20 protein-coding genes are annotated in these 24,562 nt (G+C 63.9%); 9 read left to right on the forward strand and 11 right to left on the reverse strand.

The genetic code is table 11. The annotated features are described in order from the left end of the window. The first annotated feature begins 651 nt into the window (after positions 1-651). From JQ604_RS11455 to JQ604_RS11470, 4 genes are all read left to right on the forward strand, one after another. The gene (locus JQ604_RS11455) at positions 652-1,365 is read left to right on the forward strand and encodes a hypothetical protein (RefSeq protein WP_212356984.1); all 714 of its coding nucleotides are present in this window, start codon (positions 652-654) and stop codon (positions 1,363-1,365) included. Positions 1,366-1,448: 83 nt separating this feature from the next. Then, on the forward strand, positions 1,449-1,700 hold the full coding sequence (locus JQ604_RS11460; protein WP_212356986.1) for a hypothetical protein: 252 nt from the start codon (positions 1,449-1,451) through the stop codon (positions 1,698-1,700). Between the two features lie 148 nt (positions 1,701-1,848). Beyond that, entirely contained in the window at positions 1,849-2,964 is a 1,116-nt protein-coding gene (locus tag JQ604_RS11465; RefSeq protein WP_249158201.1) for a helix-turn-helix domain-containing protein, read from the forward strand. Between the two features lie 104 nt (positions 2,965-3,068). Further along, complete coding sequence (locus JQ604_RS11470) at positions 3,069-5,027, forward strand: serine hydrolase domain-containing protein (protein WP_212356989.1); 1,959 nt, start codon at positions 3,069-3,071, stop codon at positions 5,025-5,027. Between the two features lie 130 nt (positions 5,028-5,157). On the opposite strand, the gene JQ604_RS11475 is transcribed toward JQ604_RS11470, so the two are convergent. The 4 genes from JQ604_RS11475 to JQ604_RS11490 all read right to left on the reverse strand — a co-directional run bounded on the left by JQ604_RS11475 (position 5,158) and on the right by JQ604_RS11490 (position 12,424). Further along, positions 5,158-6,207, reverse strand: coding sequence for a TIGR04500 family putative peptide maturation system protein (locus JQ604_RS11475; RefSeq protein ID WP_212356994.1), 1,050 nt, complete (start codon positions 6,205-6,207; stop codon positions 5,158-5,160). Continuing rightward, the gene (locus JQ604_RS11480) at positions 6,162-7,265 is read right to left on the reverse strand and encodes an MvdC/MvdD family ATP grasp protein (protein WP_212356997.1); all 1,104 of its coding nucleotides are present in this window, start codon (positions 7,263-7,265) and stop codon (positions 6,162-6,164) included. Before JQ604_RS11480 ends, JQ604_RS11475 begins: the two co-directional genes overlap by 46 nt. Before the next feature lie 11 nt (positions 7,266-7,276). Beyond that, positions 7,277-7,441 (reverse strand): hypothetical protein, encoded by a 165-nt coding sequence (locus JQ604_RS11485; protein ID WP_212357000.1) that lies wholly within the window; start codon positions 7,439-7,441, stop codon positions 7,277-7,279. 156 nt (positions 7,442-7,597) lie between these two features. Beyond that, positions 7,598-12,424: an NAD-glutamate dehydrogenase gene (locus JQ604_RS11490; RefSeq protein WP_212357013.1), complete on the reverse strand. Its 4,827-nt coding sequence runs from the start codon at positions 12,422-12,424 to the stop codon at positions 7,598-7,600. A 676-nt stretch (positions 12,425-13,100) separates the two neighbouring features. Between JQ604_RS11490 and JQ604_RS11495 the strand changes: the two genes are divergently transcribed. Then, a complete protein-coding gene (locus JQ604_RS11495) occupies positions 13,101-13,838 on the forward strand; it encodes a retropepsin-like aspartic protease (protein WP_212357016.1) in 738 nt (245 codons plus the stop codon). Positions 13,839-13,909: 71 nt separating this feature from the next. On the opposite strand, the gene JQ604_RS11500 is transcribed toward JQ604_RS11495, so the two are convergent. The 6 genes from JQ604_RS11500 to JQ604_RS11525 form a co-directional block, all read right to left on the reverse strand. Then, entirely contained in the window at positions 13,910-14,872 is a 963-nt protein-coding gene (locus JQ604_RS11500; RefSeq protein WP_212357019.1) for a hypothetical protein, read from the reverse strand. 102 nt (positions 14,873-14,974) lie between these two features. Continuing rightward, positions 14,975-15,916 (reverse strand): cobaltochelatase CobT-related protein, encoded by a 942-nt coding sequence (locus JQ604_RS11505; protein WP_212357022.1) that lies wholly within the window; start codon positions 15,914-15,916, stop codon positions 14,975-14,977. Positions 15,917-15,928: 12 nt separating this feature from the next. Beyond that, the gene (locus JQ604_RS11510; protein ID WP_349631090.1) at positions 15,929-16,198 is read right to left on the reverse strand and encodes a helix-turn-helix domain-containing protein; all 270 of its coding nucleotides are present in this window, start codon (positions 16,196-16,198) and stop codon (positions 15,929-15,931) included. Beyond that, the gene (locus tag JQ604_RS11515; RefSeq protein ID WP_212357027.1) at positions 16,195-16,515 is read right to left on the reverse strand and encodes a type II toxin-antitoxin system RelE/ParE family toxin; all 321 of its coding nucleotides are present in this window, start codon (positions 16,513-16,515) and stop codon (positions 16,195-16,197) included. The genes JQ604_RS11510 and JQ604_RS11515 overlap by 4 nt, the downstream gene beginning before the upstream one ends. Before the next feature lie 113 nt (positions 16,516-16,628). After that, on the reverse strand, positions 16,629-18,059 hold the full coding sequence (locus tag JQ604_RS11520) for a M81 family metallopeptidase (RefSeq protein ID WP_212357029.1): 1,431 nt from the start codon (positions 18,057-18,059) through the stop codon (positions 16,629-16,631). A gap of 100 nt (positions 18,060-18,159) precedes the next feature. Then, positions 18,160-19,509, reverse strand: coding sequence for an MFS transporter (locus JQ604_RS11525; protein ID WP_212357032.1), 1,350 nt, complete (start codon positions 19,507-19,509; stop codon positions 18,160-18,162). Between the two features lie 139 nt (positions 19,510-19,648). Here JQ604_RS11525 and JQ604_RS11530 point away from each other — a divergent pair, with 139 nt between their 5' ends. The 3 genes from JQ604_RS11530 (at position 19,649) to JQ604_RS11540 (ending at position 22,415) form a co-directional block, all read left to right on the forward strand. Further along, positions 19,649-20,464 carry a helix-turn-helix domain-containing protein gene (locus JQ604_RS11530; RefSeq protein WP_212357035.1) on the forward strand — a complete coding sequence of 272 codons (816 nt, stop codon included), beginning with the start codon at positions 19,649-19,651 and terminating at the stop codon, positions 20,462-20,464. Positions 20,465-20,682: 218 nt separating this feature from the next. Beyond that, positions 20,683-21,453, forward strand: coding sequence for an aspartate/glutamate racemase family protein (locus JQ604_RS11535; protein ID WP_212357052.1), 771 nt, complete (start codon positions 20,683-20,685; stop codon positions 21,451-21,453). After that, positions 21,417-22,415, forward strand: coding sequence for an asparaginase (locus JQ604_RS11540; protein WP_212357055.1), 999 nt, complete (start codon positions 21,417-21,419; stop codon positions 22,413-22,415). The genes JQ604_RS11535 and JQ604_RS11540 overlap by 37 nt, the downstream gene beginning before the upstream one ends. A 6-nt stretch (positions 22,416-22,421) precedes the next feature. Here JQ604_RS11540 and JQ604_RS11545 read toward each other — a convergent pair whose 3' ends face one another. After that, positions 22,422-23,363: a sensor domain-containing diguanylate cyclase gene (locus JQ604_RS11545; protein WP_212357058.1), complete on the reverse strand. Its 942-nt coding sequence runs from the start codon at positions 23,361-23,363 to the stop codon at positions 22,422-22,424. A gap of 250 nt (positions 23,364-23,613) precedes the next feature. On the opposite strand from JQ604_RS11545, the gene JQ604_RS11550 reads away from it, so the two are divergent. Continuing rightward, the gene (locus JQ604_RS11550; protein ID WP_212357061.1) at positions 23,614-24,558 is read left to right on the forward strand and encodes a DMT family transporter; all 945 of its coding nucleotides are present in this window, start codon (positions 23,614-23,616) and stop codon (positions 24,556-24,558) included. The last annotated feature ends 4 nt before the right edge of the window (positions 24,559-24,562 follow it).

Below are 24,562 nucleotides of genomic sequence, written 5' to 3' on the forward strand. Positions count from 1 at the left end.
AGAAAGGGGCGCACACGGGCATACAAATGCAGCGGAGGCACGCCGGCCTTCCCTGCGCGATGGCTTTACGGCTTATACGTGCTCGCCCTGGTGAGACTCTGCTTTTGTGCCACCATCATCCGCAAGGAACTTTCATCCCTCACGGACTTGCCACCAGCATCGGGGCGGCAGGCCCACACGACTTCGCCGTACGCCTCATATGCACTCGCCTAGCGCACACTCGGCGTCCACCGCATCTGCACCCGCGTTCGTGGCGATGGCGAGCGCCCCTCGTGTCGGGTGAGACGGGCGCATATTACTATAATCAGAATTTGTGTAAAGCGAATTATTTTTGAGTTCGGGGCTTGACACGATTCCGGCAACCCGAACTGATTTGCCCGTCGTGTCGAATTTGTCACAGGTCTTAGCGATTTGGAAAGCACCGGGTGAGATTGATGGGTACACGCAGGGATAAGCGTCGCCACAAAGCACACCAATTTGCTTGCCGATGCTATGATCGAGCATTGTTCATGGCACTGGTCCTGACCCCGACGAGGGCTGGTCAGAAGCATCACGGCGTCACCGGAAAAATTTGATGTTCATCTGCGATCGGTTTGACGAGTCATCTTCTCACACGAACGAAAATCCGTCGGCGCGTATAGGGATCGCGGCATGACGACGCGGCGAAAAGCTGTCGTCGCGGCGGCGCGGCTCGGAGGGGCGCTGGTGTTGCTGGCGGCTTGCGGCGGCAACGACGCCACCTTTCGCTATCGGCTGGCCTTCTCGGTCAGCGTCAATGGGGCGACGAAGTCCGGCTCCAGTATCATCGCGGTGCGCTACTGGAGGGGAGGAGCCTCCTGGGGGACCGGTGAGGCGACCTATACCGTCGTTAACGGCGTTACCCCCGTCATCGACCTTGGCCAGTACGGCACACTGGTCGCGTCGATGGCTTCCGATGGCGAGGAATGGTTCAGGCGCAAGAAGCAGTATGGACTGGCCTGCAAGAAACCGCTCACGGCGGAGTCATTGCCCGGCAAATTCCGCCTGGAGCCGGTGGCGCTCGCCAGGCTCCGCGGGGACAAGCGTGATCTCACGGACGATTCCTATCCCGCCTTCATCTGGTTTCCGTATGGTCAGCCCTACGAGCGCGCGCAGCAGCTCTGCCCAGAGGAATTCTCCCGCGCGATTGGCGCCGATATCGAATTGCGGTCGGTCACCATCGAAGCGGCGCCCGACGCACCGCTGCTGACCAGGCTCGAAATCAGAGCCCCGTGGCTGGACGAGATCAGGATCGATCAAAAGCCCAAGAGCACGGTCTATTCCAAGAGCGGAATCTTCAAGCCCCACCGCACGAGCCAGATTGAAACGGACGAGAGTAACCGATGACTGATGCGACCGAACCTGACCACCACCACTGCCGACGCGAGCGCATGGCAAGGGCTGGATAGATGGTCGCAGGGATTGCTCGCATGAACAGAAAAGCGGTCCTGTGGCTGGTCCTGCTTGTTGGCGTGCTGTTGTTGTACAGGGCCTGCGACAAAGGCGGCGGGGATGTTCGCTTCCGGCTGGCGTTCACTGTCAGCGTGGATGGGGTGGAGAAAACCGGCCATTACGGTGACAGTGCAGTCCAGCACTGTCACCGTAATGCCCGGCCCCGTCGGCAATTCGGACAGTCTCGGCTTTTCGGCGCGGCGCTTGGAACACACGACCTCTTGGTTTGAGGCGCAGCACCTCCCGTCCACTTCGTAGCCGCTTGAAATCACCCGCCGACTCGACGTTAGCTGCGTCAAGGGCGTATGAGCGAACCTACGCGGCTTGGCGTCAACAATGGCATTCGGAGTATTTCCGGTCGTGGGCACCAGCGGTTTGATGTCGATCGACCTGGGGTTGCGGGGCGCCGTCGTCGCATTGTGTCTGCTGATCGCAGCCCTGGCGCTGCGCGATCGCCGTGACAGCACGGCCGCGTTGCTGGGAGCCGCGCTCGCGATCGGCGCCGCGGCTTCGATGATCTGCTCGGCGCCGACATTCCCGCGGCCGTTTGCGTGGTGGGGCCTGTTGCTACTGGCGTTGTCCAGCGCGAACTGTGTTGTGTTCTGGCTATGGGCGCGTGCTGCCTTCGATGACGATTTCGTCCCGCGGTTCTGGCATGGCGTCTTGTGGGCAGCCGTCGTCGTCGCGCAATGGCTGGACACCAGCGGCATCACACGATCGGCCGCGATCGAGGTTGCGATCGAACGCACGCTGCCGTTCGCCTCTCTCGGCCTGGCGTTGTTGGCGGTAGCGCAGACGCTTGTCACCTGGCCGGCGGACCTGGTGCAGGGCCGGCGTCGGCTCCGGCTGGTCGTATTGATCGGGGCGTCGGCCCAAATCGTTTTCAACTCTTACTTGAGCTTCCTGCAGCAGCCCTCGTATCCCACTTTTTCCATGACTAGCGTCGCCAACGTTCTCGCTCTGTTCGTGTTGGTCGGCTTGAGCGCATGGAATCTGCTAGAAGCGGGGACGCGAGGAGGTTCAATCCTGCTGCCCGCGACAAATGTCCGCTTCGGCGCGCCAGCTAAGGCGTCTGACGATCAGCGCAAGCCTGCCACGATTGAACCGGCTCTCCTGCGCCGGTTGGAACAGCTGATGACCGTCGAGCGCATCTACCGGCGTGAGCGATTGACGATTGGATCGCTATCCGCCGAGTTGGGCGTGCCGGACTACCGGTTGCGGCAGCTCATCAATGAGGGCCTCGGCTACCGCAATTTCAATGCGTTTCTCAATCATTACCGGATCGGCGAAGCCAAGGCAGCGCTGGTCGACCCCGAACAAGTGGAAGTCCCGGTGCTGACAATTGCGATGGACACAGGTTTCCAGTCGATCGGGCCGTTCAACCGCGCCTTCAAGGCCGCGACAGATCTGACCCCAACCGAATTCCGCCGCCTCGCCATGTCGGGAAATGCGGCCCCGGTGAACGATCGATTGAAAATCGGCCAGTCGGGTTGAGGAATCGGCCAGCCGAATTGCAGGAATCGGCGAGAAGGGATCGACAACATTTGACAGGCTGATGGCGGTCTTTCCTCGCAATAGCTGCGACAACGGGGCTGCCCATGCGATATCAGCGATTTGCCGTTTCATTGACCGCGCTGGCGGCGCTCACGCTCTATCTGGCAGGGGCGGCGCTTGCCGATGGCTTGCAGACCGTCGGCGATCCGGACAGTCTCGGTTTCTCGGCGCGGCGACTGGCGCGCATGACCTCCTGGTTCGAAGCGCAGAGCGCAAAAGGCGATCCCTCCGGTTTTGTCGTGGGGATCGCTCGGGGCGGCAAGCTCACCTATTTGCAAGCCACCGGCTTCGAGGACCACGACAAGAAAATGCCGATGCGGCCGGATTCGATCTTTCGCATCGGATCGATGTCCAAGCAGATCACCAGCGTCGCCACCATGATGCTGGTCGACGACGGCAAGCTCGACCTCGACGCTCCCGTGGCGCAGTATCTGCCGGAACTCAGGGATATGCAGGTCGTCAAAAAGGATCCGGTCACCGGGGATCCGATCCTCCCGGATGTTGCGCGGAATATTTTTGAACCGGCGAAGCGTGCGATGACGATCCGGGACCTGCTGCGCAATACGTCCGGCCTCGTTTATGCTTCGCCGGACTACGCCGATCCCGGATTTGAGAATGCCGCGATTCACGTACTGTACGGCGCCAGGGCGCCGTTCCGGCGCGACAAGCCTATCGCGGACTTCGTCGCGAGCCTCGGCGCCCTGCCGCTTCTGCACCAGCCGGGCGAAGTCTGGGAATATGCCATCGGCTACGACGTGCTCGGCCGCGTCATTGAAGTCGTGTCGGGACAGCCCTTCGATCAGTTTCTGCAAAGCCGCCTCTTCGCGCCGCTGCATATGGTCGATAGCGGCTTCTCGGTACCGCAGGACAAGCTTGCCCGTCTCGTCGCCGTGCCGGGGCCGCAGCCCCAACCCCCTTTCGCGAATAGCGACGTCGGCAAGCCGCAGACGTTCTTCTCGGGCGGCGGAGGCATCGTCTCCACGGTTCCTGATTTTCTGCGCTTCTGCCAGATGCTGCTCAACGGCGGCGAGCTTGACGGCGTGCGTATCTTGAAGCCCGAAACGGTCCGGCTGATGACGACGAATTCGCTGCCACCCGAGATGCACATTGCGGGGCATGAAGTCGGTCCGGCCTTCGGTACGGGCTGGGGGCTCGGTTTCGCAGTCCGCACCAGCCCCGATTTCAGCCTGATTCCGGGCGCAGTCGGAAGCTTCAACTGGCAGGGAAGCTGGGGCACGTTCTTCTCAGTCGATCCGGCACAGAAGCTGATCCTGATCATGATGATGCAGCGGAGCGAGCACAGTGAGAACGGCTTCTATTTCAACGCCGTCCGTCGCCTGCCCTATGCGGCGCTGAAGGTGCCTGAAGCGCCGGCGCCGGTCGCAGCCGGGCAACGAAATGCCGGCGCCCTCACCGAATACGTCGGACGTTACGTTTTCGGCGGGTCTGCAAGTTCGCTGGACAGGCAGACCTCGGTCGCCGACGGCAATGGTTGGACCGGGCTTGAGTCCGTTATCGCGGGCACCGATGGCCTCAGGGTGATCAAATTGGCCGACACCGGCCCTGCCGCGAAAGCAGGCGTCATGGCGGGAGATCTCATCACCGCGATCGGCGATAGATCGATCAAGGGCCTGACCCTGGAAGCGGCCTTTCGTCGGATTTCAGGTCCGGTCAACGCCGCGATCAAGTTCGAGATCATCCGCGCGACGCAGAGCGGTCCGCTCGTTGTTACCTTTGCCCGGGAGGCGGTTCCTGCGCAGAGTGTCGCGCTTCAAGTCAGTGTCGCAGACGGCAAGCTCGTCGTCGAGGCAACAGGCGGTTGGTCAATCCTCGATTTCGACAGGGGCCGGCCGACGCCGGTGGTGGTTCGCTCGAACGATGAATTCCAAGTTGGGAGCGGCGATCATACGCGGATCGCGTTCACGCGCGATGCCACCGGAAAAATCAGCGGCGCGGTTCTCAATCCGGGGCCGTGGGAGCAACGTGGCGCAGTCGTCCCATAGGCCACACTGACAGCTGATGACATTGAGGAGGCTTGCCCGGCCAAAGAAAATCCGACGATTGGAAGGTGGGGCGGTCTCGGTGGAACTCCGGCGTGCGAACTCGCGCAACGTCACCGCGATTGGCAGAGCGTCAGACCCAATGCCAGTGAATGGTCGCCTTCGACCTCTGGGCGGTGAGCCACGCGTCGATGATCAGGTCCCGGATCCGTTCGCGGGTCGGGTCATCATAGCGCGCAGCCTGGCGGGCGAGGACTTGCCCGACCCAGAACGTGCCACCGTCGTCCACCGGGCCGATGACACTGCCGTTCTCGGCGCCGGCGAACGCCGCCGGCAAGTCGCAGGCGAACAAAGTTTCCAATCGTCCGCTCGCGTCCCGCGGCGCCTGTTTGCCGTCGAGAACGGGACAGGTTCCTGAGCGCCGCCACGTCGCGGCGAGGCGACGAGCGGAGGCGGGCGTCTTCGTTTCCAGCCGCATCACGGTCAGGCGGTCGAAGTCGCGCCGATGTGCGTCAAAATGCGGACGCATCTGATCCGCCACCAGGGCGATCTTGAACTTCTCCAACTGCAGGCTCTGCGCAACCAGCTCCTGCAGCGTTTCCATCGTCAGCTGCATGTCGTCGAGCCATTGCTGCATGGCGGCGCCGCTGTACAGGCGCTGCCGCATGCGGAACGTATCGACGGCGGCCTCGAGCTCCGCCTCGCCGATGTCGGGTGGCGCATCTTCGATGGCTGCGAAGAGCAGCGCGCGGTCGACCAGATCCCGCATCAGGTCGGGCCGCGGCTGCAGGCGCGCGCTCAGATAGAGCAGCGCCGACTGGATCGTGGTCGACCTGCCATTGATCGTCAGAACGAAATTCGCGGCCCAGTGATCGGCATAGCGCGCCGTCCAGGGGATGCCATGGTCGGGATGCCAGGACAGCGCCGCGGTGCCGGCACCTGCGATCGTCAGCAAGATGTCGTAGTCGAGATCGTCCGAGCCTGGCTTCGCCTCGATCAGCAAGCGGCAGGGCAATCCGGGATGCGACGTCTTGAATTGCGCGAAGCGCGCCCGCGCCGCCCGCTCCCCGTGACGATGGCGCGGCAGCTCACGCAGGAGCGCAAGCGCCTCGGCAAGAGCCTGTTCCACAGCTTCAGTCATGCGCCTGGCCCGGGATTTTCCGCAGTTGCGGGGATCGTGCAATCGAGATAAGCCGTGCCGTCAATCAACAACTCGGCGATCGCATCGCTGATCGGCAGAGCGAGCATGTCCTCCAGATAGGCCCACTGCCCATTGATATTGACCTCAAGAAACACGTACTCGCCGTCGGGTGTCAGGATCAGGTCGATCGCCCCGAAGGTGAGGCCGAGCGCCTCGACCACCTGCACGCACCGTCGCTCGATCGCTTCCGGCAGCACATGGGTCGCGTAGAATTGCGACTGCCCGTACTCCGGATGGTGCCGCCAGTCCGTCTGCTGCCGGTAGCTGTCCTGGGACTGGATCTCGACGGCGAACACGCGCCGTCCGACGACGGTCACCCTGAGCTCGAGGCGCTTTGGCACCTTCTCCTGGAACATGACCGGCGCGTGCCGCACGGCACTGCTGTTGGCAGCGTCGCGACGCCGTGCCGAGACGGTGTACGGTCGGGTCGCGACCCCGCCGACGCGCGGCGCGAGGTTGACGGCCCGCTTCGATATCAGCCCGCCGTCGCACGCGTCGTAGAAATCCAGAAACCGCTCGGGACTGTTGGTCACGAGCGTGCGGGGCACGGCGAAACCCACGCGTCCGGCCACCGACAGCTGATGAAGCTTGTTTTCGGGCGAGGGAGCCTGATTCCGCACGGGAAGAGCCGCCCATGGGGCGCACGCCGGTGGATCGGCGTCCTCCTGGTAAAGCGGCGCGGATGCCGACGCCGGTCGCTCCGGAATCCAACGGCAATCGAGGCATTCATAGAGCTGCGAGAGGAAACGCGCGCAGGTCTCCGCGACCCACCAGGCCTGGTCTTCCGGAACGTCCGGAGCGGGCGTCGGCCGTACCCGTGCGCGGTGCCAGGCCGCACGCACATCCGCCAGATCGAGGCGCTTGTCCGCGCAGGTCAGGAACCGCCGCACGGCACCCGTCCGATCATAATCGACGGTCAGCTCGGCGGATGATGGATACCGCCGCGGATCGAACAGGAAATACGGCGAGCCGCGCGCATCAAGCCGCGCTGTGACGTGGCGCACGTGGCGGTCGCCCGGCTCGCCGATGATGAGGATCATCCTGTGCTGGACTATTCGTCCGTCAACTGGGTGATCGATTTGCTCGCGACGCCGCCGATGGTGGTGAGACCGCGGGTGTTGATGAGACCGCCGCTGACCGCATTCAGCTCGTCGCTCTTCAGCTCGGTGGTTACGTCTTTCGTTTCGACCAGGTCCTTGATCGGCTTCTTCGTCATCTGATCAACTCCTCAAATTGGAAAGCCAAAATTTGGAACGCCAAGTATGTCTTGACAAAGATACGATGGAGCAAGCCTGCGGATCCGACAGTGACACATATCACACCGGGCCTTACTGCGTCATATTCGAGCCGTGCGCCCGTCAGCCTTTGCCCCTCAGCCTTTGACCAAATCGCCCAGCAGATTGGCCGCCACCATCAATTTGGCGAGCGTCAGGCCACCTGCGGCAATCTCCTCGACCGCGCGGCGGATGCGGGTGGCTTCAGGATGAGCCGCAAGCCAGGTCTCGGCAGCCTGCTGACCGGATTGTCCGATGGTCAACATGTCTGCGGCCAGGCGTCTTTCGGCTGCAGCGATCAGCTCGACGGCGCGGTCGATCGCCAGGCGTTCGAAATAATCGCTGACCGGCACGCTGCGCGCGGCGGCGATGATGCGGTCGAGACGGAAATTGGCCTCGGCGGCAAAGAACGTCGCTGCGGCATCGCCGATGCTGCGACCGGTGCGCTCGGCGACCACCACGATATCAGGTGCCGAGACCAGGGCATCGAGGTCGGCAAGGTCGCCGGCTAGGCCGCTTCCGACGCCGGCATCCGTCAGGTCCTGCCGGCGCTTGGTGCGCGCGGCCTGCATGTCCGGCGGCAGGGCGTCGTCGAGCGCGGCTGCGATCTCGCGGACGGCAGGGCCAAACCGGGCGATGACTGCGCCCAGGCCATCCTTGAAATCGACATTGCGTACATACCAGACCATGCGGGAGAGCAGGAGGTCCTGGATCGCCGCGTAGAGGCTGAGCTGCAACTGCCCGTCGATTCGGGTGTCGAGCGCGTCGATCGCGTCATTGAGTCGCCTGAGCTCGTAGATCCCGTCCACCGCAACCTGCGCCATGACGATGGTCGAGATATCGGCGTCGGTCTCGTCCGTCAGACGCACGATGCAGGCCGGGCCGCCGCGGTTGATCACGGCATTGACGAGACTGGTCGCGATGATCTCGCGTCGCAGGCGATGGAGCTCGACCGCGGTCGGGAATTTGTCGAGAATCTCGCGCGGAAAATACAGCGACAGTCTGCGGGCGAGATAGGGATCATCAGGCACGCCGGTCGCGAGCAGGTCCTCGTCGAGCGTCAGCTTGGCGTAGGCGAGCAACACGGCGAGCTCCGGCCGTGTCAGGGCCTGGCCGCGCCGCGTGCGCTCGGCAATGGCGGCGTCATCAGGCAGGAACTCCACGGCGCGGCTGAGCAGGCCGCGCTGCTCGAGCGACTGCATCAGGCGGGTGAGGAAGCCGGTCTCGGCCACGCCCTTGCGTTCGGCGAGCGAGAGCGCCAGCGTCTGCAGATAGTTGTTGCGCAGCACCAGCGTGCCGACCTCGTCGGTCATCGCGGCAAGCAGGGTGTTGCGGTCACTGAGGCTGAGGCGTCCCTCGCGTTCGGGGCGTGCCAGCGCGATCTTGATGTTGACCTCGACGTCGGACGTGTTCACGCCGGCCGAATTGTCGATCGCGTCGGTGTTGAGCCTGACGCCCTTCTGCGCCGCTTCGATGCGGCCGCGCTGGGTGACGCCGAGATTGGCGCCTTCGCCGATCACCCGGGCGCGAACGTCGGTGCCGGTGATGCGGATCGGATCATTGGCACGGTCGCCGGCCTGATCGTCGCTCTCCGCTGATGCGCGGATATAGGTGCCGATGCCGCCGAACCACAGCAGGTCCGTGCGCGCTTTCAGGATCGCCGTCATCACCTCGAACGGCGTGGCCTGCTCCTTGTCGAGATCGAGCAGGCTGCGCACTTCCGGCGCGAGCGGGATCGCCTTGAGCGTGCGCGAGAACACGCCGCCGCCTTGCGAGATCAGCGACTTGTCGTAGTCCTGCCAGCTCGATCGCGGCAGGTCGAACAGGCGCTTGCGCTCGGCGAAGCTGGCGCTCGGATCGGGCGAGGGATCGATGAAGATGTCGCGGTGATCGAACGCTGCCACGAGCTTCGTCGCCGGCGACAGCAGCATGCCGTTGCCGAACACGTCGCCGGACATGTCGCCGACGCCGGCCGTGGTGAACGGCATGGTCTGGATGTCGGTGCCGAGCTCGCGGAAGTGGCGCTTGACCGCCTCCCAGGCGCCGCGCGCCGTGATCCCCATCTTCTTGTGGTCGTAGCCCTGGCTGCCGCCGGAGGCGAAGGCGTCGCCGAGCCAATGGTTCTTTTCGGTCGAGATCGCGTTGGCGACGTCGGAGAAGGTGGCAGTGCCCTTGTCGGCGGCGACCACGAGATAGGGGTCGTCGCCGTCATGGCGCACGGTGGAATCGGGCGGCACCACGGCGTCGCCGTCGAGATTGTCGGTGAGCTCGAGCAGCGAGCGCACGAAGATGCGGTAGGCCTCGGTGCCTTCGGCGAGCCAGGCGTCGCGATTGGACGGCGGCGGCAGCCGCTTCGGCACGAAACCGCCCTTGGCGCCGACCGGCACGATCACGGCGTTCTTGACCTGCTGCGCCTTGACGAGGCCCAGGATCTCGGTGCGGAAATCCTGCGGCCGGTCGGACCAGCGCAGGCCGCCGCGCGCGACCTTGCCGAAGCGCAGGTGAATGCCTTCGACCCGCGGCGAATAGACGAAGATTTCGTAGAGCGGTCGCGGCGCCGGCAGATCGTCGATCCGGCGCGCGTCGAACTTGAAGGAGATCACCGGACGCGGATGTCCATCCTCGCCGATCTGCCACAGATTGGTGCGGATGGTCGCCTGCACCAGATTGGTGAAGCGACGCAGGATGCGGTCTTCGTCGAGCGAGGCGACGGATTTGAGCTGCTCCTCGATCTCGGCGAGCAGGGCGGTCTCGCGCGCCGAACGCTCGGCATCGGTGGAGGTGAGGCGCGGATCGAGGCGGGCCTGGAACAGCGCGACGAGGCTCGCCGTGATCGCGGCGTTCTTGCGCGCGGTCTGCCACATGTAATCCTGGGTGAACGGCGCGCGGATCTGGTGCAGATAGCGCGACAGCGCCCGGATGGTCGAGACTTCCCGCCAGCCCAGCGCCGTGCGCAGGATCAGGGCATTGTATCCGTCGGATTCGGCGCGATCGGTGACCACAGCCATGATCGAGGCTTCCAGGCGATGGCTGAATTCCCGATTGATCTCGATCGGCTGGCCATCACTGGTCTCGATCGTCATCTCGTGCAGCCACACCGGCTCCGGCCTGTTGCCGGGCACGATCTGATAGCTGCGTTCGTTGACCACGCGCAGGCCGTGATTTTCGATCACCGGCACGCGGTAGGACAGCGATAGCGGTGCGGCGTCGGAGAACACCTTCAGGCTGAAGCGCCTGGGATCGTCCTCGTCCTTGTCGCGGTGAACCGAGATCGTCACCGGGCGGGCCGGGGTCAGCTTTTCGATGGTCGCGATATCGGCGATCGCCTGCTCCGCGGTGAAGACCTCGCTGTAGCCGCCGCCAAAGGCCTGGGCATAGCGGTTGGCGATCATGCGCGCGCGCATGCCGTCGGTCGACGCACTGAGCGCGGCCTTCAGCTTGTCGGCCCAGGTCGCGGCAATGGCGCTGATGCCCGCTTCCAGCGTGGCGCGCTCGACGACCGGCGTCTTGCCTTCATAGCGCCCGATGATGAAGTGGACGCGCGCCAGCGCGCCTTCGGGGAACGAGACGTAGGACGCGGACAGGGTGCCCTTGTAGACCTGCGCCAGGAAGGCGCCGACGCGCGTGCGGACGTCGGTGTCGTATTTGTCGCGCGGAATGAAGGTGAGGATGGAGACGAAGCGATCGAACTTGTCCACCCGCGCCAGCGCCCGGACGCGCGGGCGCTCATAGAGGATCAGGATCTCGATGACGAAATTGTAGAGCGTGTCGACGTCGATCTGGAACAGATCGTCGCGCGGATAATCCTCGAGGATATGCATCAGCGCCTTGCCCGAATGGCCGTTCGGGTCGAAGCCGGCGCGCTGCAGCACCCGCGAGACCTTGTGGCGGACATAAGGGATCTGCCGCACCGAGCGGGTATAGGCGCCCGAGGTGAACAGGCCGACGACGCGCAATTCGCCTTCGAGCCGGCCGTCGGGCGAATAGAGCTTGATGCCCACATAATCCATCCGGATGCGGCGATGGACGCGGCTACTGACATTGGCCTTGACCACGATCAGCAGCGTCGGTTCGTGCATGAACTCGCGGATTTCCGGCGTCATCACCACCATTTCGCTACCGCGGCGCAGCACCTTGACGTCGGAATCCCTGAGGATGCCGAGGCCGTCGCGGGTCATGATGTCGTCGGACGTATCGCTGTCGGGCGAGAAGCGATATTCGCGCACGCCGAGGAAGGTGAAATTGTCCGCGCACAGCCATTGCAGGAACTGGTTGGCTTCGGCGACCTCGTCGATCGGCAGCGGCGGCGGATTGGAGGAGAACGTCTTGATCGCTTCCTCGACCCGGTCACGCATGGCGCGCCAGTCGGTGACGCAGGCGCGGACGTTGTTCAGCGTCCTGGTCACGCCGTCGATCAACTTCTGGCGGTCGGCGTCGGCGTCCAGGCGGGTGATGTGGAGGTGAATCAGGCTTTCGCGCGCGCCCCTTGCTCCCTCCGGCAGCGCTTCGCCGTAGAACCGAAGCAGCTTGCCCTCATCATCGCGCTCCACGGCGATGATCGGGTGGGCGACCAGGGTGACTTCGATGCCCTGCTCGGCGATTTCCGCCATCGTGGAGTCGTACAGGAAAGGCATGTTGTCGTTGAGAATCTCGAGCACGGAAATCTCGCGCCCGTTCGGCAATGTCGGATTGACGACGCGGATATCGGCGCTGCCGGCCGTGCGGCGCTGCACGTGCTCCCAGGCCTGCTCCGCCAGGAGGGCAAGCGAGTCGGCATCGAAATTGTCGAGATCCTCGATATTGGTGTAGCCGAACAGAGGCTCGGCAAAGGCCCGTGGGCTCTTGCCCGGCGGCACGCTGCCTGCTGCATCGCGGATCAGGGTTGCCCGGGCCTTGTCGTCGCGCCATGCCATAGCGTCCTCCATGTCCCCGGCCGATCAACCGCAATGACGGTCGGGCGTTGTTTTTGCAGTGCACCTCTTCGGGTGCATCGTTCCCTGTCCGCGATTCGATCGCGTACGCGAATCCTTGAGTCTTGCGGCTTCGAAGATACTAGCACCCCGGAGCCGCCAAGGCGCGCAGAGTTGTGACGCGCGCACAGGGCCGAGATTGGCGCCGACGATCGGCGCCTTGTCGGGTGGGTACAAAATCACAAGGAATTTCAACCGGGTATAGGTTCGTGGCGTTATTCTGGATAGTGCGCCATTCTCGGCCTCACCTCGCACGGTCAAAATCGACCGCTCGATTGACCCAAGGCAAATTGTCGATTCGGTGCGCAGCCGCCGCGGCCCACGTTCCGGATGTTGCGCAATGCCCCTCGTGTCGGGTGAGACGGAGTTATTGTTGGAATAAGCAGAAATTCCAGTAAAGCAAAATATGTTTTGTTGCGCGGCCTTGCGCCGTCGGGCAAATCAGCGGTCTAATGGCCGGGGCGACCTCAGCGCCAAATGCGGGGTTTGACGGCCCACTCAGCTCCAAACAAAGATGCCGCCAACGAGGTACTCCAAACTAGTTCGGAGCGATCAACCGGGCTGCGGTAATTTGGCTGGCCCGTTGGTTCTTTGTTTCCGCGTTGCCGGCGGCCTCTGGAATGGGCGAACAATGGTCAAGGTCGATCCTTACAGCATCGTCTTTCTGGCGATGGCAGTCTTCTTCTTCCTGGTGCGCAGTGTCCTCAGACTTCGCACTGAGAGCGAACAATCGCCTGTGACAGACGCCTTCTTCTATCGCCTCTCCATGATGGCAGCCGCCTTGGGCGCGGTGCTTTACGTCGCCGACAAAGCCGGGTGGCATTCACGGTTCGAGGCTGCCTTAACCCCTGTCGCCGCACCTACGATCGCCGCACCTACTATCGCCGCAACGACCAAATCGGCTCCGGTCGTCGATAGTGTGCCGATCTATCCAACCAATAATGGCACGTCGGCGATGATAGATGTGGTATTGGGCGTCCAGCCGCTCAGGATGCTGTTGGATACTGGCGCGACAACGTGCCTGGTGTCAGAGGCTGTTGCTGCCAGAATTGTTCGCGATGGTTATGGGGTTCGGCAGGAAGCTGTTCGCTTCAAGATGGCGGATGGAACGATCCGCACCCTGCCAACCCTTCTCATCAGGGAGATGCAGATTGGTCGGCATACGGTCCGCAACGTGCCGGCCGGGGTTTCATCTGCAGGCGAGATGCTGCTAGCCTTCCCCGTCGTCAATGCCATCGCTCCATTCACAATCGACACGCGAGCGAGGTTGTTGATTTTTCATACTTCCTTTAACGCGATGGGCGGTGGTCACTTTGCTGCATCCACGACTGCTGGGAAGCGAAGCGACTCATCCATGTCGCCCGCCTGAACTAACGTGGCCCCGGCGTCGGGGCGTCGATCGAACAGCCCGCCCGCTCACCCCCGGTGACGCTAATCTGCCTACCGCCCGCGAATTCGATTTGCGTTGATCGCGGCTACACTCAGCCTGGTCCAGTTCCCCTGTCCAACAATATGCAGCGTTGCCCCGCGCCCCTGCACCAGCCGTGCTTTATTTCGATCAGGCCTCTGGAATTGCGATTCGCCGATCTGCTGGGCCTGATGATCGTCGCCAAGGTGGAGCAGCGCGATCCGCTCCGATTGGTCACCGTAGCCACCGGCCAGAAGAACAAGATCGCCGTCGACAGCCAAGGCTTTCGCGCCCGCGACCTCGTTCCGCCAATGTCGGATCACACCACGCTCGACTTTGACAATTGGGAAGCCCTCATAAGCGCAGCACCAGAGCGGAGACCCATCAATAGTCAGCGCATAGCAATCGGCTATGAAGAGGTTGTCGCGCGCGTGATCGTTGAACTTCCACAGGACGCTGCCATCCGATCCAAAGCGCGCGATGCCTGACGACGAGACCGGCCAGCTTCCACCTTCGGACGCGCCGGAAAAGACGCCTTCGTCGAAATAGCCGACCCAAATCGTGCCGTCCTCCGCGCACTGGATATGTGCGATGCCGTCGCCCATCGCAAAGGTGCCGGCCGGCGTTCCATCGGCAGCAAATAAACAAGCATTGCTGGCGTCAGGCTCCGCGCGGCGCTTGGCGACCAGCCACCGCCCATCGGGAAGGCGGTCGACCCGTGGCCAAGGACAGGCCGGTATCTCGATCGCACCGCTCTCTGTGTTGCCATCGAAGGTGCTAAGGCGCAGGTGCCTGCCTTGAAAACCCGGATGAGGCGCATGGGTATTTCCGCGCTGAATTTGGTCGTACCAGCTTGCGACCTCCGCATGGACGTCGCCATCGGTGCGCACCACCGCCAAATCACCGTTCCAAAGCACAGCATAGGCATAATCAAACCATCCGTCGGGTGTAGACGGCAAAGGTGTGGTCTCGTCCGAAATCGGCTCGTGCTTCATGTGAGCAGTCAATCACGTCGGAGCGCTGCTGCGAAGCGGGGGGAGTGCCTCCCCTCATCGATTTCCTTGGCCCGTCCTGCGCGTTACCGATGCGCCGCACCATCAAGGCGCCGGGTGCAATAGTCGGTTGATGAGCTGAATCAGGGTGCTCTCCAGCTCTTCCGGCGAGTCGATGGTGATGCCTTGCTTGTAGTACTGCCCGACCGGGTGGCCGATGCCTATTGCCGCGAGTTGAATGTCGCCGGCTTGCTCGATCTCGTTGGCGACGCGGCGCAAATCTTCGGGCAGATACCTATCGCCATTCTCGTACAATGTGGAATCGTCGACCGGCGCACCATCGGACAGCACGATCAGGCATTTCTGCCTTTCGTCGCGTCGGCGCAAACGCGACGCAGCCCATTCGATGGCTTCGCCGTCGATGTTCTCTTTAAGCAGGCTAGGCCGCAGCATCGTGGCGCAGTGTCGCGCCTCGCCGGCGCTGCAATAGATGATGTGCAGCAGGTCGTTCAATCGCCCGGGATAGGAGGGGTGACGGTCGCTCAGCCATTTTTCTCGGCTCTGGCCGCCCTTCCAGCGCACGGTCGTGAAGCCGAGCACTTCCTGCTTTGCGCCGAGGCCGTCGAGCAGGTCGGAGGCGACCAGCGCGGCCTTGGCCGCGAACAGCATCGGTTGTCCGCGCATTGATCCGGAATGATCGATGAGCAATGACACGATCGCATCAGCAGCAGGAGGGGAGCTGTCTTGCGGCGGCGCGGCCCCCATGTCCGCACGCTGTGCAGCAAGGTCCGTTTCGAGATCGTACAGCGGTCCGGGATCGACCGGTGGATAGCGCTCGGCCCAGCGCCGGTCAGGCTCAGGGAGCGTCGCCAGGATCGCATCCAGATCGTCGGTCTTGGTTTCGACGTCGAACTCTCGGGTATAGGCCTGATAAGGCCGATTGGGATCGAACCGAACCGGGCGACGCCGCGATCTCCGAAGCGACGGCACAAAGCTCAAGGCAATGAGCGCAACGAGCACCGTCAGGAAAGCGTCACGCCAGAGCAACTGCCAGCGCCCTCACGCTGCTCTCTGAAACCTGATAGCGGGACGCAGCCCTGCGCGTTCGGCAAGCCGGACCAGCATGCTCAGGCTAAACCGGTTGATCTTTCCATTCCTGATCTCGGACACCCGAGCCTGAGTGACGCCGAGACGCTTTGCCGCCTCGATCTGCGTCAGGGCGGATTTGCTCAGCCACTTGTTGATTCCGGAGAGCAGCTTGGCGCGCATCTCGAGCTCGGCCGCTTCTTCCGCCGGGAAAAGGTCGTGAAATACTGACTTTGCCATCATGGTCGCCTGATCTGTCTGAGCCGTGCCCTGGCGAGATCAATGTCCCGCTTGGCCGTTGCTTGTGTCTTCTTCTGGAACGCGTGCAGGACGTGGACGGCATCGCCGATGGTCGCGAGATAGATGACGCGATATGCACCTGATGCCTGACGTATCCTGATTTCGCGAACGCCGGGGCCGATAGACGTCATTGGCTTCCAGTCAGACGGTTCTTCGCCGATCTGTACCTGAAACAATTGATATCCAACCTCGCGTCGGGCGTCGGCCGGGAATGCTTCAACCTCGGATCGGCTGCTACCGTGCCACTGCACCTCCTTCATGGTCGAATTATGCGAGAATTGGCATAGTCCGTCAATGTGCTTTCCGCTCTGTTGCGCGGAATCGCACCTAAACTCGAAGCCGCAAGATAATGTCGGTCCGCCGGCTCCCGACCTCAATCCATCGGCCAGAGATTGCGTGGCCGCGCCCGATAGTTCAGCTCTTTCCAGTTCATGCTGGCGCCGCCGGGTGAGTCGACGAACAGCACCTTGGCGGCGGAGGGCGCGTAGGCGGCATAGAAATGGTTGGCCGATTTCACCACCACGATCTTGCGGGACCGCCAATCGATCCCCAGCGGGGTGAAGACGTCGCCGAGCGCCTGGATGCGCCTTTCGACAAGCACGACGTCGATGCCAGCGACGTCGATCCGCACCGAACGGCCCATCGGCGTGGTGCCTCCGGAGCCGAAGCAGTTCAGCATGTCGGCTGTCGGCGCGCAGTTCAGCACGCGCGCTTCGACGTCGAGCGGTCTGCCCGAGGCGAGCGAATGCTTTCCGCCAATGCGGACGGGGAGTTTTGCGCCGACGCCGGCCGAATAGCAGATCGCGAGCGCGCCGGGATCGTAGAACGGGCCGACGCAGGCCTCGGTGACGCCGCGCTTCAGCATCGCTTCGAGGACGAATGTCGAATCGCCGGCGGCGCCGCCGCCACTGTTGTCGGCGACATCGGCGAGCACGATCGGATGCGCTGGACTTTGCGTCGCCTCGGTCAGTGCGGTCTCGATGTCGAGATATTCCGCAAAGCATCGCTCGCGAATGGCGAAGAGTTCGTCGCGGAGCTGCGCGGCCACGGCATCGCCGAGGCTCTTTTGTCCGTCGGTGATGACCAGCATCTTCGATCCGAGCTCGGAGCAGTCGCCCCAGGCAAAGCCGTGGACGAACGAGATCGAGAGCACGCCGTCCGTACTTTCGAGATCCTTCATGCGCCGAACGAACGAGCTCATCGGCTCGCGCAGCGTCATGAACTGGGCGATCATGTTGCAGGGGACGACGGACATGACGGGCTTGATCTGCCTGCGCGCCGTGCGCAGGCAGAGGTCGACCAGCTCCCTGGCCCGGTCGAGGATGTCGAGATGGGGATATTCCTTGAAGAAGATCAGGATGTCGGCGTTCTCGACCTTGTTCTTCGACAGGAAGCCGTGCAGATCGAGCTCGACGCCGATGACCACGTCGGGTCCGACGATCCGGCGGACTTCGGCGATCAGGTCGCCTTCAGCATCCTCATAGCCGTCGGCAATCATCGCGCCATGCATGGCGAGCGCGACGATATCGACCGGCATCGCGGCGCGCAGATCCGCGAGCAGGCGGTCCCGCAGCGTCTCATAGGCTGCCCTGGTCGTCATGCCGTTGGGCTCGGCGAAACCGCCGCGTCCCTGCACGATGTCCAGCTTCTCCTGTTCGGCGCGCTCGCGAAGCACGCGAAGCACCTGGCCGAACAGATGATACTCGCCCGGCTTGCGCTCGTTGGGCTCGAACTGGTCGATCGAGGTCGGAAACGGCGAGAACGTGTTGGTTTCCGTGCCAAACAGAGCCGAAAAGATTCGCATGGTCGGTCACCGAAGATGTGCGAGAGAGGCGGAGAGATCTGATGGAAGGCGTTGGAAGCTGTCGCTTCCAACGCGCGTTGTACGATGTCTTCTTTTCGGACTATGCCTCAGCGCCGGCTTCGGCCTGAAATTCGGTCGTACGCGCGGGCGCGGGACGCAGCGCGACGAGCATCATGACCCCGGCGAGCGCAAACAGCCCCGCGACAAAGTACATCGACATCGCGGGGTCGCCGGTGCGGCTGTTGATCTGCGCCATCATGATCGGGCTCACGACACCGCCCAGCAGCGCAAGGCTGTTGATGAACGCGATGCCGGTGGCGGCGACGGGCTTGGCCAGATATTCGGTGACGACGGTCAGGAACAGCGGCAGAGCGGAGGCGAGACCGAGCATGGTCACGCAGAGGCCGGCGAGGGAGCCCGCGAAATTGCCTTGCGTGAGGATGCAGATCCCGAGCCCTGCCGCGGCGATGAAGGTGCTCACGGCGTAATGCCAGCGGCGTTCGCGGGTCCGGTCGGAATGCCGGCCCACGGTGATCATGGCGATCATGCCGACGGCCTGCGGGATTGCTGCGCAAATCCCGACCAGAAGCAGGTCCTCGACGCCCCAGGCCTTGATCAGGCTGGGGATCCAGAACACCAGCGCATAGTTCGCCGCAATAAGGAGGAAATCCGAGAACGCGAGCGCATAGACGCGCCAGTCGCGGAACAGCGCCTTGAGCGCGCTGCTGGAAGCCGTCGTGGTCGGGCGGTGATACTCGATGTCCGCCTTGATGGTCTGCTTCTCCTCGCTCGTCAGCCAGTGGGCCTCCTCGGGGCGATCCTGCAGCCAGAGATAGGCGGTGATGCCGAGGATGCTGGCGGGCAGGCCCTGGGTCAGGAACAGCCACTGCCAGCCGGCCAAGCCGCCGACGCCGTTCAGATATTTCATGATCGCGCCGGATGCCGGTCCCGCGAACACGCCGGCGCCGACCACGGCCGCCATCAGGATCGCCAGCACCTGTCCGCGCCGTGGCTCGGGATACCAATAGGTCAGATAGAGCACGACGCCTGGCAGGAAGCCGGCTTCGAACACGCCGAGCAGGAAGCGCATGACGTAGAACTGCATCGGCGTGTGCACGAACATCATGCCGGCGGCGACGAGGCCCCAGATGAACATGATCCTCAGCAGCGTCTTGCGGGCCCCGATCCGCTGCATCAGCATGTTGCTCGGCACCTCGAACATCACGTAGCCGACGAAGAACAGCCCGGCGCCGAAGCCGTACACGGCGTCGTCGAACGACGGCAGCTCGGCCATCTGGAGCTTTGCGTAGCCGATGTTGACACGATCGACATAGGCGACCATGTAGGACACCATCAGCAGGGGAAGCAGCCGCCATCCCACCTTCTTGTACAATGCGTCGTTGGAGGGACTAGCTGCGGGGAAAGCATTTGAAAGAGATGGACTGGTCATGGAGCGCCCTGATCCTTGATCGGAGAAGCTCGATCCTGAGCAGGGACCCCAAGGCGCCGCAATTTTGCAAGCTGTCGACGAATGGTGCAACCTGACGCTACCAACGCGCCATTTGGCAAGAGGCGGGCCCGCGCATCAGATGTTCACTAACGCGTATTTTCCCGGCAACCTGAAGCTGCTCTGCAGCCACTACCGATCCATCGCCGAGGTCTGTCGCCGGCTCAAGGTCAACCGGGCGCAGTTCAACAAATATCTCAGCGGCCAGACCGCGCCGACGGCTCACAATCTCAAGCGCGTCTGCGATTTCTTCGGCGTCGAGGAGAGCGAGATCGTGCGGCCGCACGAGGAGTTCGCGCAGCTGATCGGCGTGCGTGTTAGCACCTCGGCCCGTGCGGCGCTCAGCGCGCCGCCGCTCAAGCACATCGAGACGCTGCGGCGGCATTCCTCCGACACGCTGAAGAAGTACGCCGGCTACTACTTCGAATATTATTATTCGATGTCGTCGCCCGGGCGCATCCTGCGCTCGCTGGTGCATCTGCACGAGACGGGCGGATATTCGGTTTGCGAGCGGACCGAGAGATTGCAGGACGCGGGCGAGCCGGCGCGGCATGTGCTGTGCCACTATTTCGGCACGGCGTTCTATCTGAACGAGCGCATCTTCGTGGTCGACTATGAGTCGCTGACCTCCAACGAGATCACGCAGACGGTGCTGATCCCGAGCTTCAAGAACCGGATCACGCGCCTGAACGGATTGAAGCTCGGCGTCAGCGCGGCCGACCAGCGCGCGCCCTGTTGCTCGCGGGTGGTGTGGGACTATCTGGGGCCGAAGGTCGCCCGCATTCAATCCTATCGCAAGCTCGGCCTGTTTGCGCTCGATGACGCGCAAATCGATCTCGATGTCCGGCGGCGCCTGCAGCAAACCCGGTTCGACCAGGGACTGTTCTCGGTGCTCTAAAGCCCGTTTCGATGAATCGACACGGGCTTTAGATTTTTTTGCTTTGACGCGTTTTCTTCACGCGAACCGGTGTCCACTTCGCTTGAAAACGCTATCGAGGGGGCAACAGGTTGCGCCAGCATCCCTGGGCAACTCGCGCCACTGCCGCACCAGTTGCGAAATTGCTCCGTGTCCGACCGCGCGGCACATCAGCTGCGTCGTCAACGGTGCCAATGATCATGAACGCGTCCGTCCCTCCTCCATCGTCAGACATCGCTCTCGCAGGCTATGTCGCCAGGCCCAGGATCGGGATCATCACCGGTTCGGGGCCCGAGGCCGGTGTGGATCTCTGGACCAAGGTGCTTCGGGAGAACCGCCGCCGGATGGGCGCGCAATTCCGTCACGACACCGATGCGCCGGCGGTCGACATCATCTCCGATCCGGCGCTTGGCCTGTCCATGGAGCTCGATCGCACCGAATCGGAGGTGTGGTCGGCGCTGCGGGCCGATGCCGAGGCGCTCGATGGCCGCGTGGCCGCCTACGCCATCGCCTGCAATACGCTGAACGTGTTTGCGCCGCGCCTGAACGAGCTCGGGCTGACGGCCCGGCTGATCTCGTTCGCGGATGTGCTGGGCGCCTACCTGCGGCGGCGCGGTGCAACGCGCGTATCTCTGCTGGGCGCGCGGACGGTTGCCGAGCTCGGCGCGTGGTCGCCCTATCGGTGCCTGCGCAGCGTCGTCGATTTCGAGCCGCTGGACGAGAGCGGCCGCATGACGCTCCATCAGCTGATCTATGACGTCAAGCAATACGGCGCCGAGCATCCGGGCTTGCGCGATCGGTTTGCCAGCCTGCTCGGCCGCATCCAGTCGGATACGGTGCTGCTCGCCTGCACCGAATTGCCGCTGATCGCCGATCTCGAGACGACCAAGTATCTGGTCGATGTGACCCAGCTCGTTGCCGAGGCGCTGGTGGATTGCACCGATCTCGCCGCGATATCGGATGGGTCATGACGGCCAATGGCAGGCTCGGCGTCCTGATTACCGGCGGCACCATCGGCATGCAGCCCGGCGATGCCGGACTGGCGCCGGAGGCCGGTCTCGATGCGTGCCTGCGCAATGCGCTGGGCGAGCGCGTCGGGCCGTTCGTCGAACTGTCGCCGCTGATCGATAGCGCCAACGCAGGGCCGGAATTCTGGGGCCGCATCGCCGCGGCGGTGGTATCGCTCGTCGAGGATGAAGGGTGCAGCGGCGTCCTGGTTCTCCATGGCACCGACACGATGGCTTATACGGCGGCGGGACTGGCGTTCCTGCTGCTCGGTTTGCCCGTGCCGGTCGTGCTCACGGGCGCGATGCATCCGATCGGCGAGGTCGGGAGCGATGGCTGGGACAATGTCACGGGCGCGCTGGACCTGTTGGCGAGCGGCCCGCCGGCGGGGGGCTACGTCTATTTTGCGGGCAAGCAGATCCCGGCTGTTCACTGCAGCAAGTGGCGGACGCAGACGACCGATGCCTTCGTGAGGACGCTACGCCCGACCGCCGAGCTGTCTGCCCTCGCGTCGCCGCCCTGGACCTATCGCAAGCTGGTCGCGCCGGCCCGTGTGGCGGTGCTGCCCCTTCACCCCGGCTTCGAGCCGGCCGCGCTTGAAGCGCTCGTCGAGGCCGGCATTCCCGGCTGCGTGCTCGAATGCTACGGCTCCGGGACCGGCCCCGTTGCGGACCCGCGCTTCATCGCGGCGCTCGAGCGGGCGCATGCCCGCGGCATGGTGGTCGTTGCGATCAGCCAGTGTCCCGAGGGCGCCGTGGCGTTCGGCCACTACGCGACCGATCACCTGATGAAGTCAGCCGGGGTCGTGAGCGGCGGTGGAATGACCCGTGAGGTCGCGCTGGCCAAGCTCAGTGTCCTGCTCGGCGCCGGGCTGCCGGCATCAGCCTGCCGCGACTGGTTGGGTGTGAGCGTCTTCGGCGAGGTGTGATGTGCCCTAGGCCGCCCGGCTGCGCCCCTCGTCGCTGAACAGATGGGCGGCGTTGCGGCCGGCGGCCTTCGCGTCATAGAGCGCGACGTCGGCCTCCGCGAACAGTTCGGTGATCCGGCGGCGATGCGGGCGGCTGATCAGAGCCGCTCCGATCGATGCGCTGACCTCGATGCGAAGACCGTTCCAGAACAGCGGACGGCTCAGCATCACGGCGGTGTGCTGCAGCACGCGTGCGATCCGGGCCGGGCTCGTCGGCGCGCGCAGGATGATCGCGAACTCGTCGCCGCCGAGCCGGCCGATCAGGCCGGCATTGTGGAAGGCCCGCCGCAGACGCTGCGCGACCTCGCACAGGCACGCGTCGCCGGCCAGATGGCCGAAGGTATCGTTGAGCTCCTTGAAGCGATCGAGGTCGATCAGAACGAGTGCGGACGCAAAATCATAATTCAGGCTGTCGCTGACGACCTCGCGGTAGGCCGCCTGGAACACCGAGCGGTTGGCGAGCCCGGTGAGCGGGTCGGTCTCGGCTTGCTGACGCAGGCACTCCAATGCCTGCCGGTCGAAGGTGACGTCCTGTTTGGAGCCGAATATTCGCACCGGACGCCCGTGCTCCCGCACGGCATTGATCGAGAGGCGCATCCAGCGCTTTTCGCCGCGCCAGGTTCTGATCTCGGTATCGAGCGTGATCGGGCGCCCGCTCCGGATCACCTCGGCACGCGCGATTTCCATGTGACGCCGCGATTCCTCGATATAGAGATCGACGATGTTGGCGCGCCGCAGCGGGTTGCCGACGGGGTAGCCGAAGATGCCGTAGACACCCTCGGTCCAGGTCAGGCGTTCCGTCTCGAGCTCGCACTCCCAGGCACCGATGCCGGCGACGCCGAAGGCCTGATCGTAGAGGCGGACGCGAGCCTCGTCCGACAGACCCGAGGCGGCATGGTCTTCTCTCATCGATGATCCGGCAGCATGTCGCGACCTTGCCTTATTCTCGTTAAGGAGTAGGCGGGCCGCGTTAACGAACTGTATACGACTGCCTGCGTCCGGCCGGCGCAGTCAGGGAGGCGGCTGTCGCGGCCGCGGCGCCGGGCCAGCGCGGCAACCGGGATGGCGCTAGCGCGAAGCCTTGCAATCCCAACATATGCCCATGTCGCGACGGTTCGCCGGGTTCTCGCGGTGATCCCTGTGGGATATTCCATGTCCCATGAGCAGCGCGGCATCAGGGAGCGATCAATCCGTGACGGCGGCCACGCCGTCGACGCTCGATCGCTGGAGCGGCACGATCGCACTGGCCGGCTTCATCCTGGTCGCGACCGCGCAGGCGTCCAACCAGATCCTGGCGCGCGGCCTGGCTGGCTCGGTGCCGCCGTTCTCGCTGGCGTTCTTCCGCTGGGGCATCATCGCGGTCGGGCTCGCGCCGCTCGCGTTCGCGGAGATCCGCGACGGACGGATTCCGCTCGCGAAGAATCTCTGGCTGATCCTCGCCGCCGGCTGCATGGGCATGTTCCTGTGCGGCGGCCCGGTCTATATCGCCGGCGCGCACACCTCAGCGATCCACATCGCGCTGATCATGGGGCTGTCGCCGATCACGGTGCTGCTGATCTCGGCTGCGCTCCGCATCGAGCACATCGGCCCGCTGCAATGGCTCGGCACGGCGCTGGCGCTGGCGGGTGCGCTGCTCATCATCTCCGGCGGGCGTTGGCAGGCGCTGTTCGAGCTCGAGGCGGCCTCGGGCGACGGCCTCGTGGTGATCGCGATGCTCGGCTGGTCCGGCTACACGCTGCTGCAGTGGCGCGTCGCCACCGGGGCCTCGCTGCTGGCGCGCATCAGCCTGTTCGCCGCCGCTGGCGCGCTCTGCTCGCTGCCGCCCGCGATCTGGGAGATGGTGAGCAGGCCCGCCGATGTCTTCAATGCCAAGGCGTTCGCGTCGTACGTCTTCTCCGGCATCGTTCCTGGCCTGATTGCCTATGGCGGCTTCGCCTGGCTTGCCGGCCGCTACGGCTCGGTGCGGACGTCGCTGGTGCTCTATCTCGGGCCGGTCGCGAGCGCCTTGCTGTCGTTCGCGATCCTCGGCGAGCCGCCGACGCTGATGCATCTGGTCGGCGGCCTGCTGATCCTCGGCGGCGTCTGGGCCAGCCTGCGGAAGTGACGCG

The organism is Bradyrhizobium jicamae (genome assembly GCF_018130695.1).
Taxonomy (GTDB): domain Bacteria; phylum Pseudomonadota; class Alphaproteobacteria; order Rhizobiales; family Xanthobacteraceae; genus Bradyrhizobium; species Bradyrhizobium jicamae_B.

Bases quoted from the DNA above. Each gene is read 5' to 3' on its own strand.
- JQ604_RS11495 (WP_212357016.1), top strand. From the start codon at position 13,101: ATGGTCAAGGTCGATCCTTACAGCATCGTCTTTCTGGCGATGGCAGTC.
- JQ604_RS11485 (WP_212357000.1), bottom strand. From the start codon at position 7,441: ATGACGAAGAAGCCGATCAAGGACCTGGTCGAAACGAAAGACGTAACC.
- JQ604_RS11480 (WP_212356997.1), bottom strand. From the start codon at position 7,265: ATGATCCTCATCATCGGCGAGCCGGGCGACCGCCACGTGCGCCACGTC.
- JQ604_RS11510 (WP_349631090.1), bottom strand. From the start codon at position 16,198: ATGATGGCAAAGTCAGTATTTCACGACCTTTTCCCGGCGGAAGAAGCG.
- JQ604_RS11550 (WP_212357061.1), top strand. From the start codon at position 23,614: ATGAGCAGCGCGGCATCAGGGAGCGATCAATCCGTGACGGCGGCCACG.
- JQ604_RS11535 (WP_212357052.1), top strand. From the start codon at position 20,683: ATGAACGCGTCCGTCCCTCCTCCATCGTCAGACATCGCTCTCGCAGGC.
- JQ604_RS11520 (WP_212357029.1), bottom strand. From the start codon at position 18,059: ATGCGAATCTTTTCGGCTCTGTTTGGCACGGAAACCAACACGTTCTCG.
- JQ604_RS11525 (WP_212357032.1), bottom strand. From the start codon at position 19,509: ATGACCAGTCCATCTCTTTCAAATGCTTTCCCCGCAGCTAGTCCCTCC.
- JQ604_RS11470 (WP_212356989.1), top strand. From the start codon at position 3,069: ATGCGATATCAGCGATTTGCCGTTTCATTGACCGCGCTGGCGGCGCTC.
- JQ604_RS11545 (WP_212357058.1), bottom strand. From the start codon at position 23,363: ATGAGAGAAGACCATGCCGCCTCGGGTCTGTCGGACGAGGCTCGCGTC.
- JQ604_RS11455 (WP_212356984.1), top strand. From the start codon at position 652: ATGACGACGCGGCGAAAAGCTGTCGTCGCGGCGGCGCGGCTCGGAGGG.
- JQ604_RS11530 (WP_212357035.1), top strand. From the start codon at position 19,649: ATGTTCACTAACGCGTATTTTCCCGGCAACCTGAAGCTGCTCTGCAGC.
- JQ604_RS11515 (WP_212357027.1), bottom strand. From the start codon at position 16,515: ATGAAGGAGGTGCAGTGGCACGGTAGCAGCCGATCCGAGGTTGAAGCA.
- JQ604_RS11500 (WP_212357019.1), bottom strand. From the start codon at position 14,872: ATGAAGCACGAGCCGATTTCGGACGAGACCACACCTTTGCCGTCTACA.
- JQ604_RS11465 (WP_249158201.1), top strand. From the start codon at position 1,849: ATGTCGATCGACCTGGGGTTGCGGGGCGCCGTCGTCGCATTGTGTCTG.
- JQ604_RS11460 (WP_212356986.1), top strand. From the start codon at position 1,449: ATGAACAGAAAAGCGGTCCTGTGGCTGGTCCTGCTTGTTGGCGTGCTG.
- JQ604_RS11490 (WP_212357013.1), bottom strand. From the start codon at position 12,424: ATGGAGGACGCTATGGCATGGCGCGACGACAAGGCCCGGGCAACCCTG.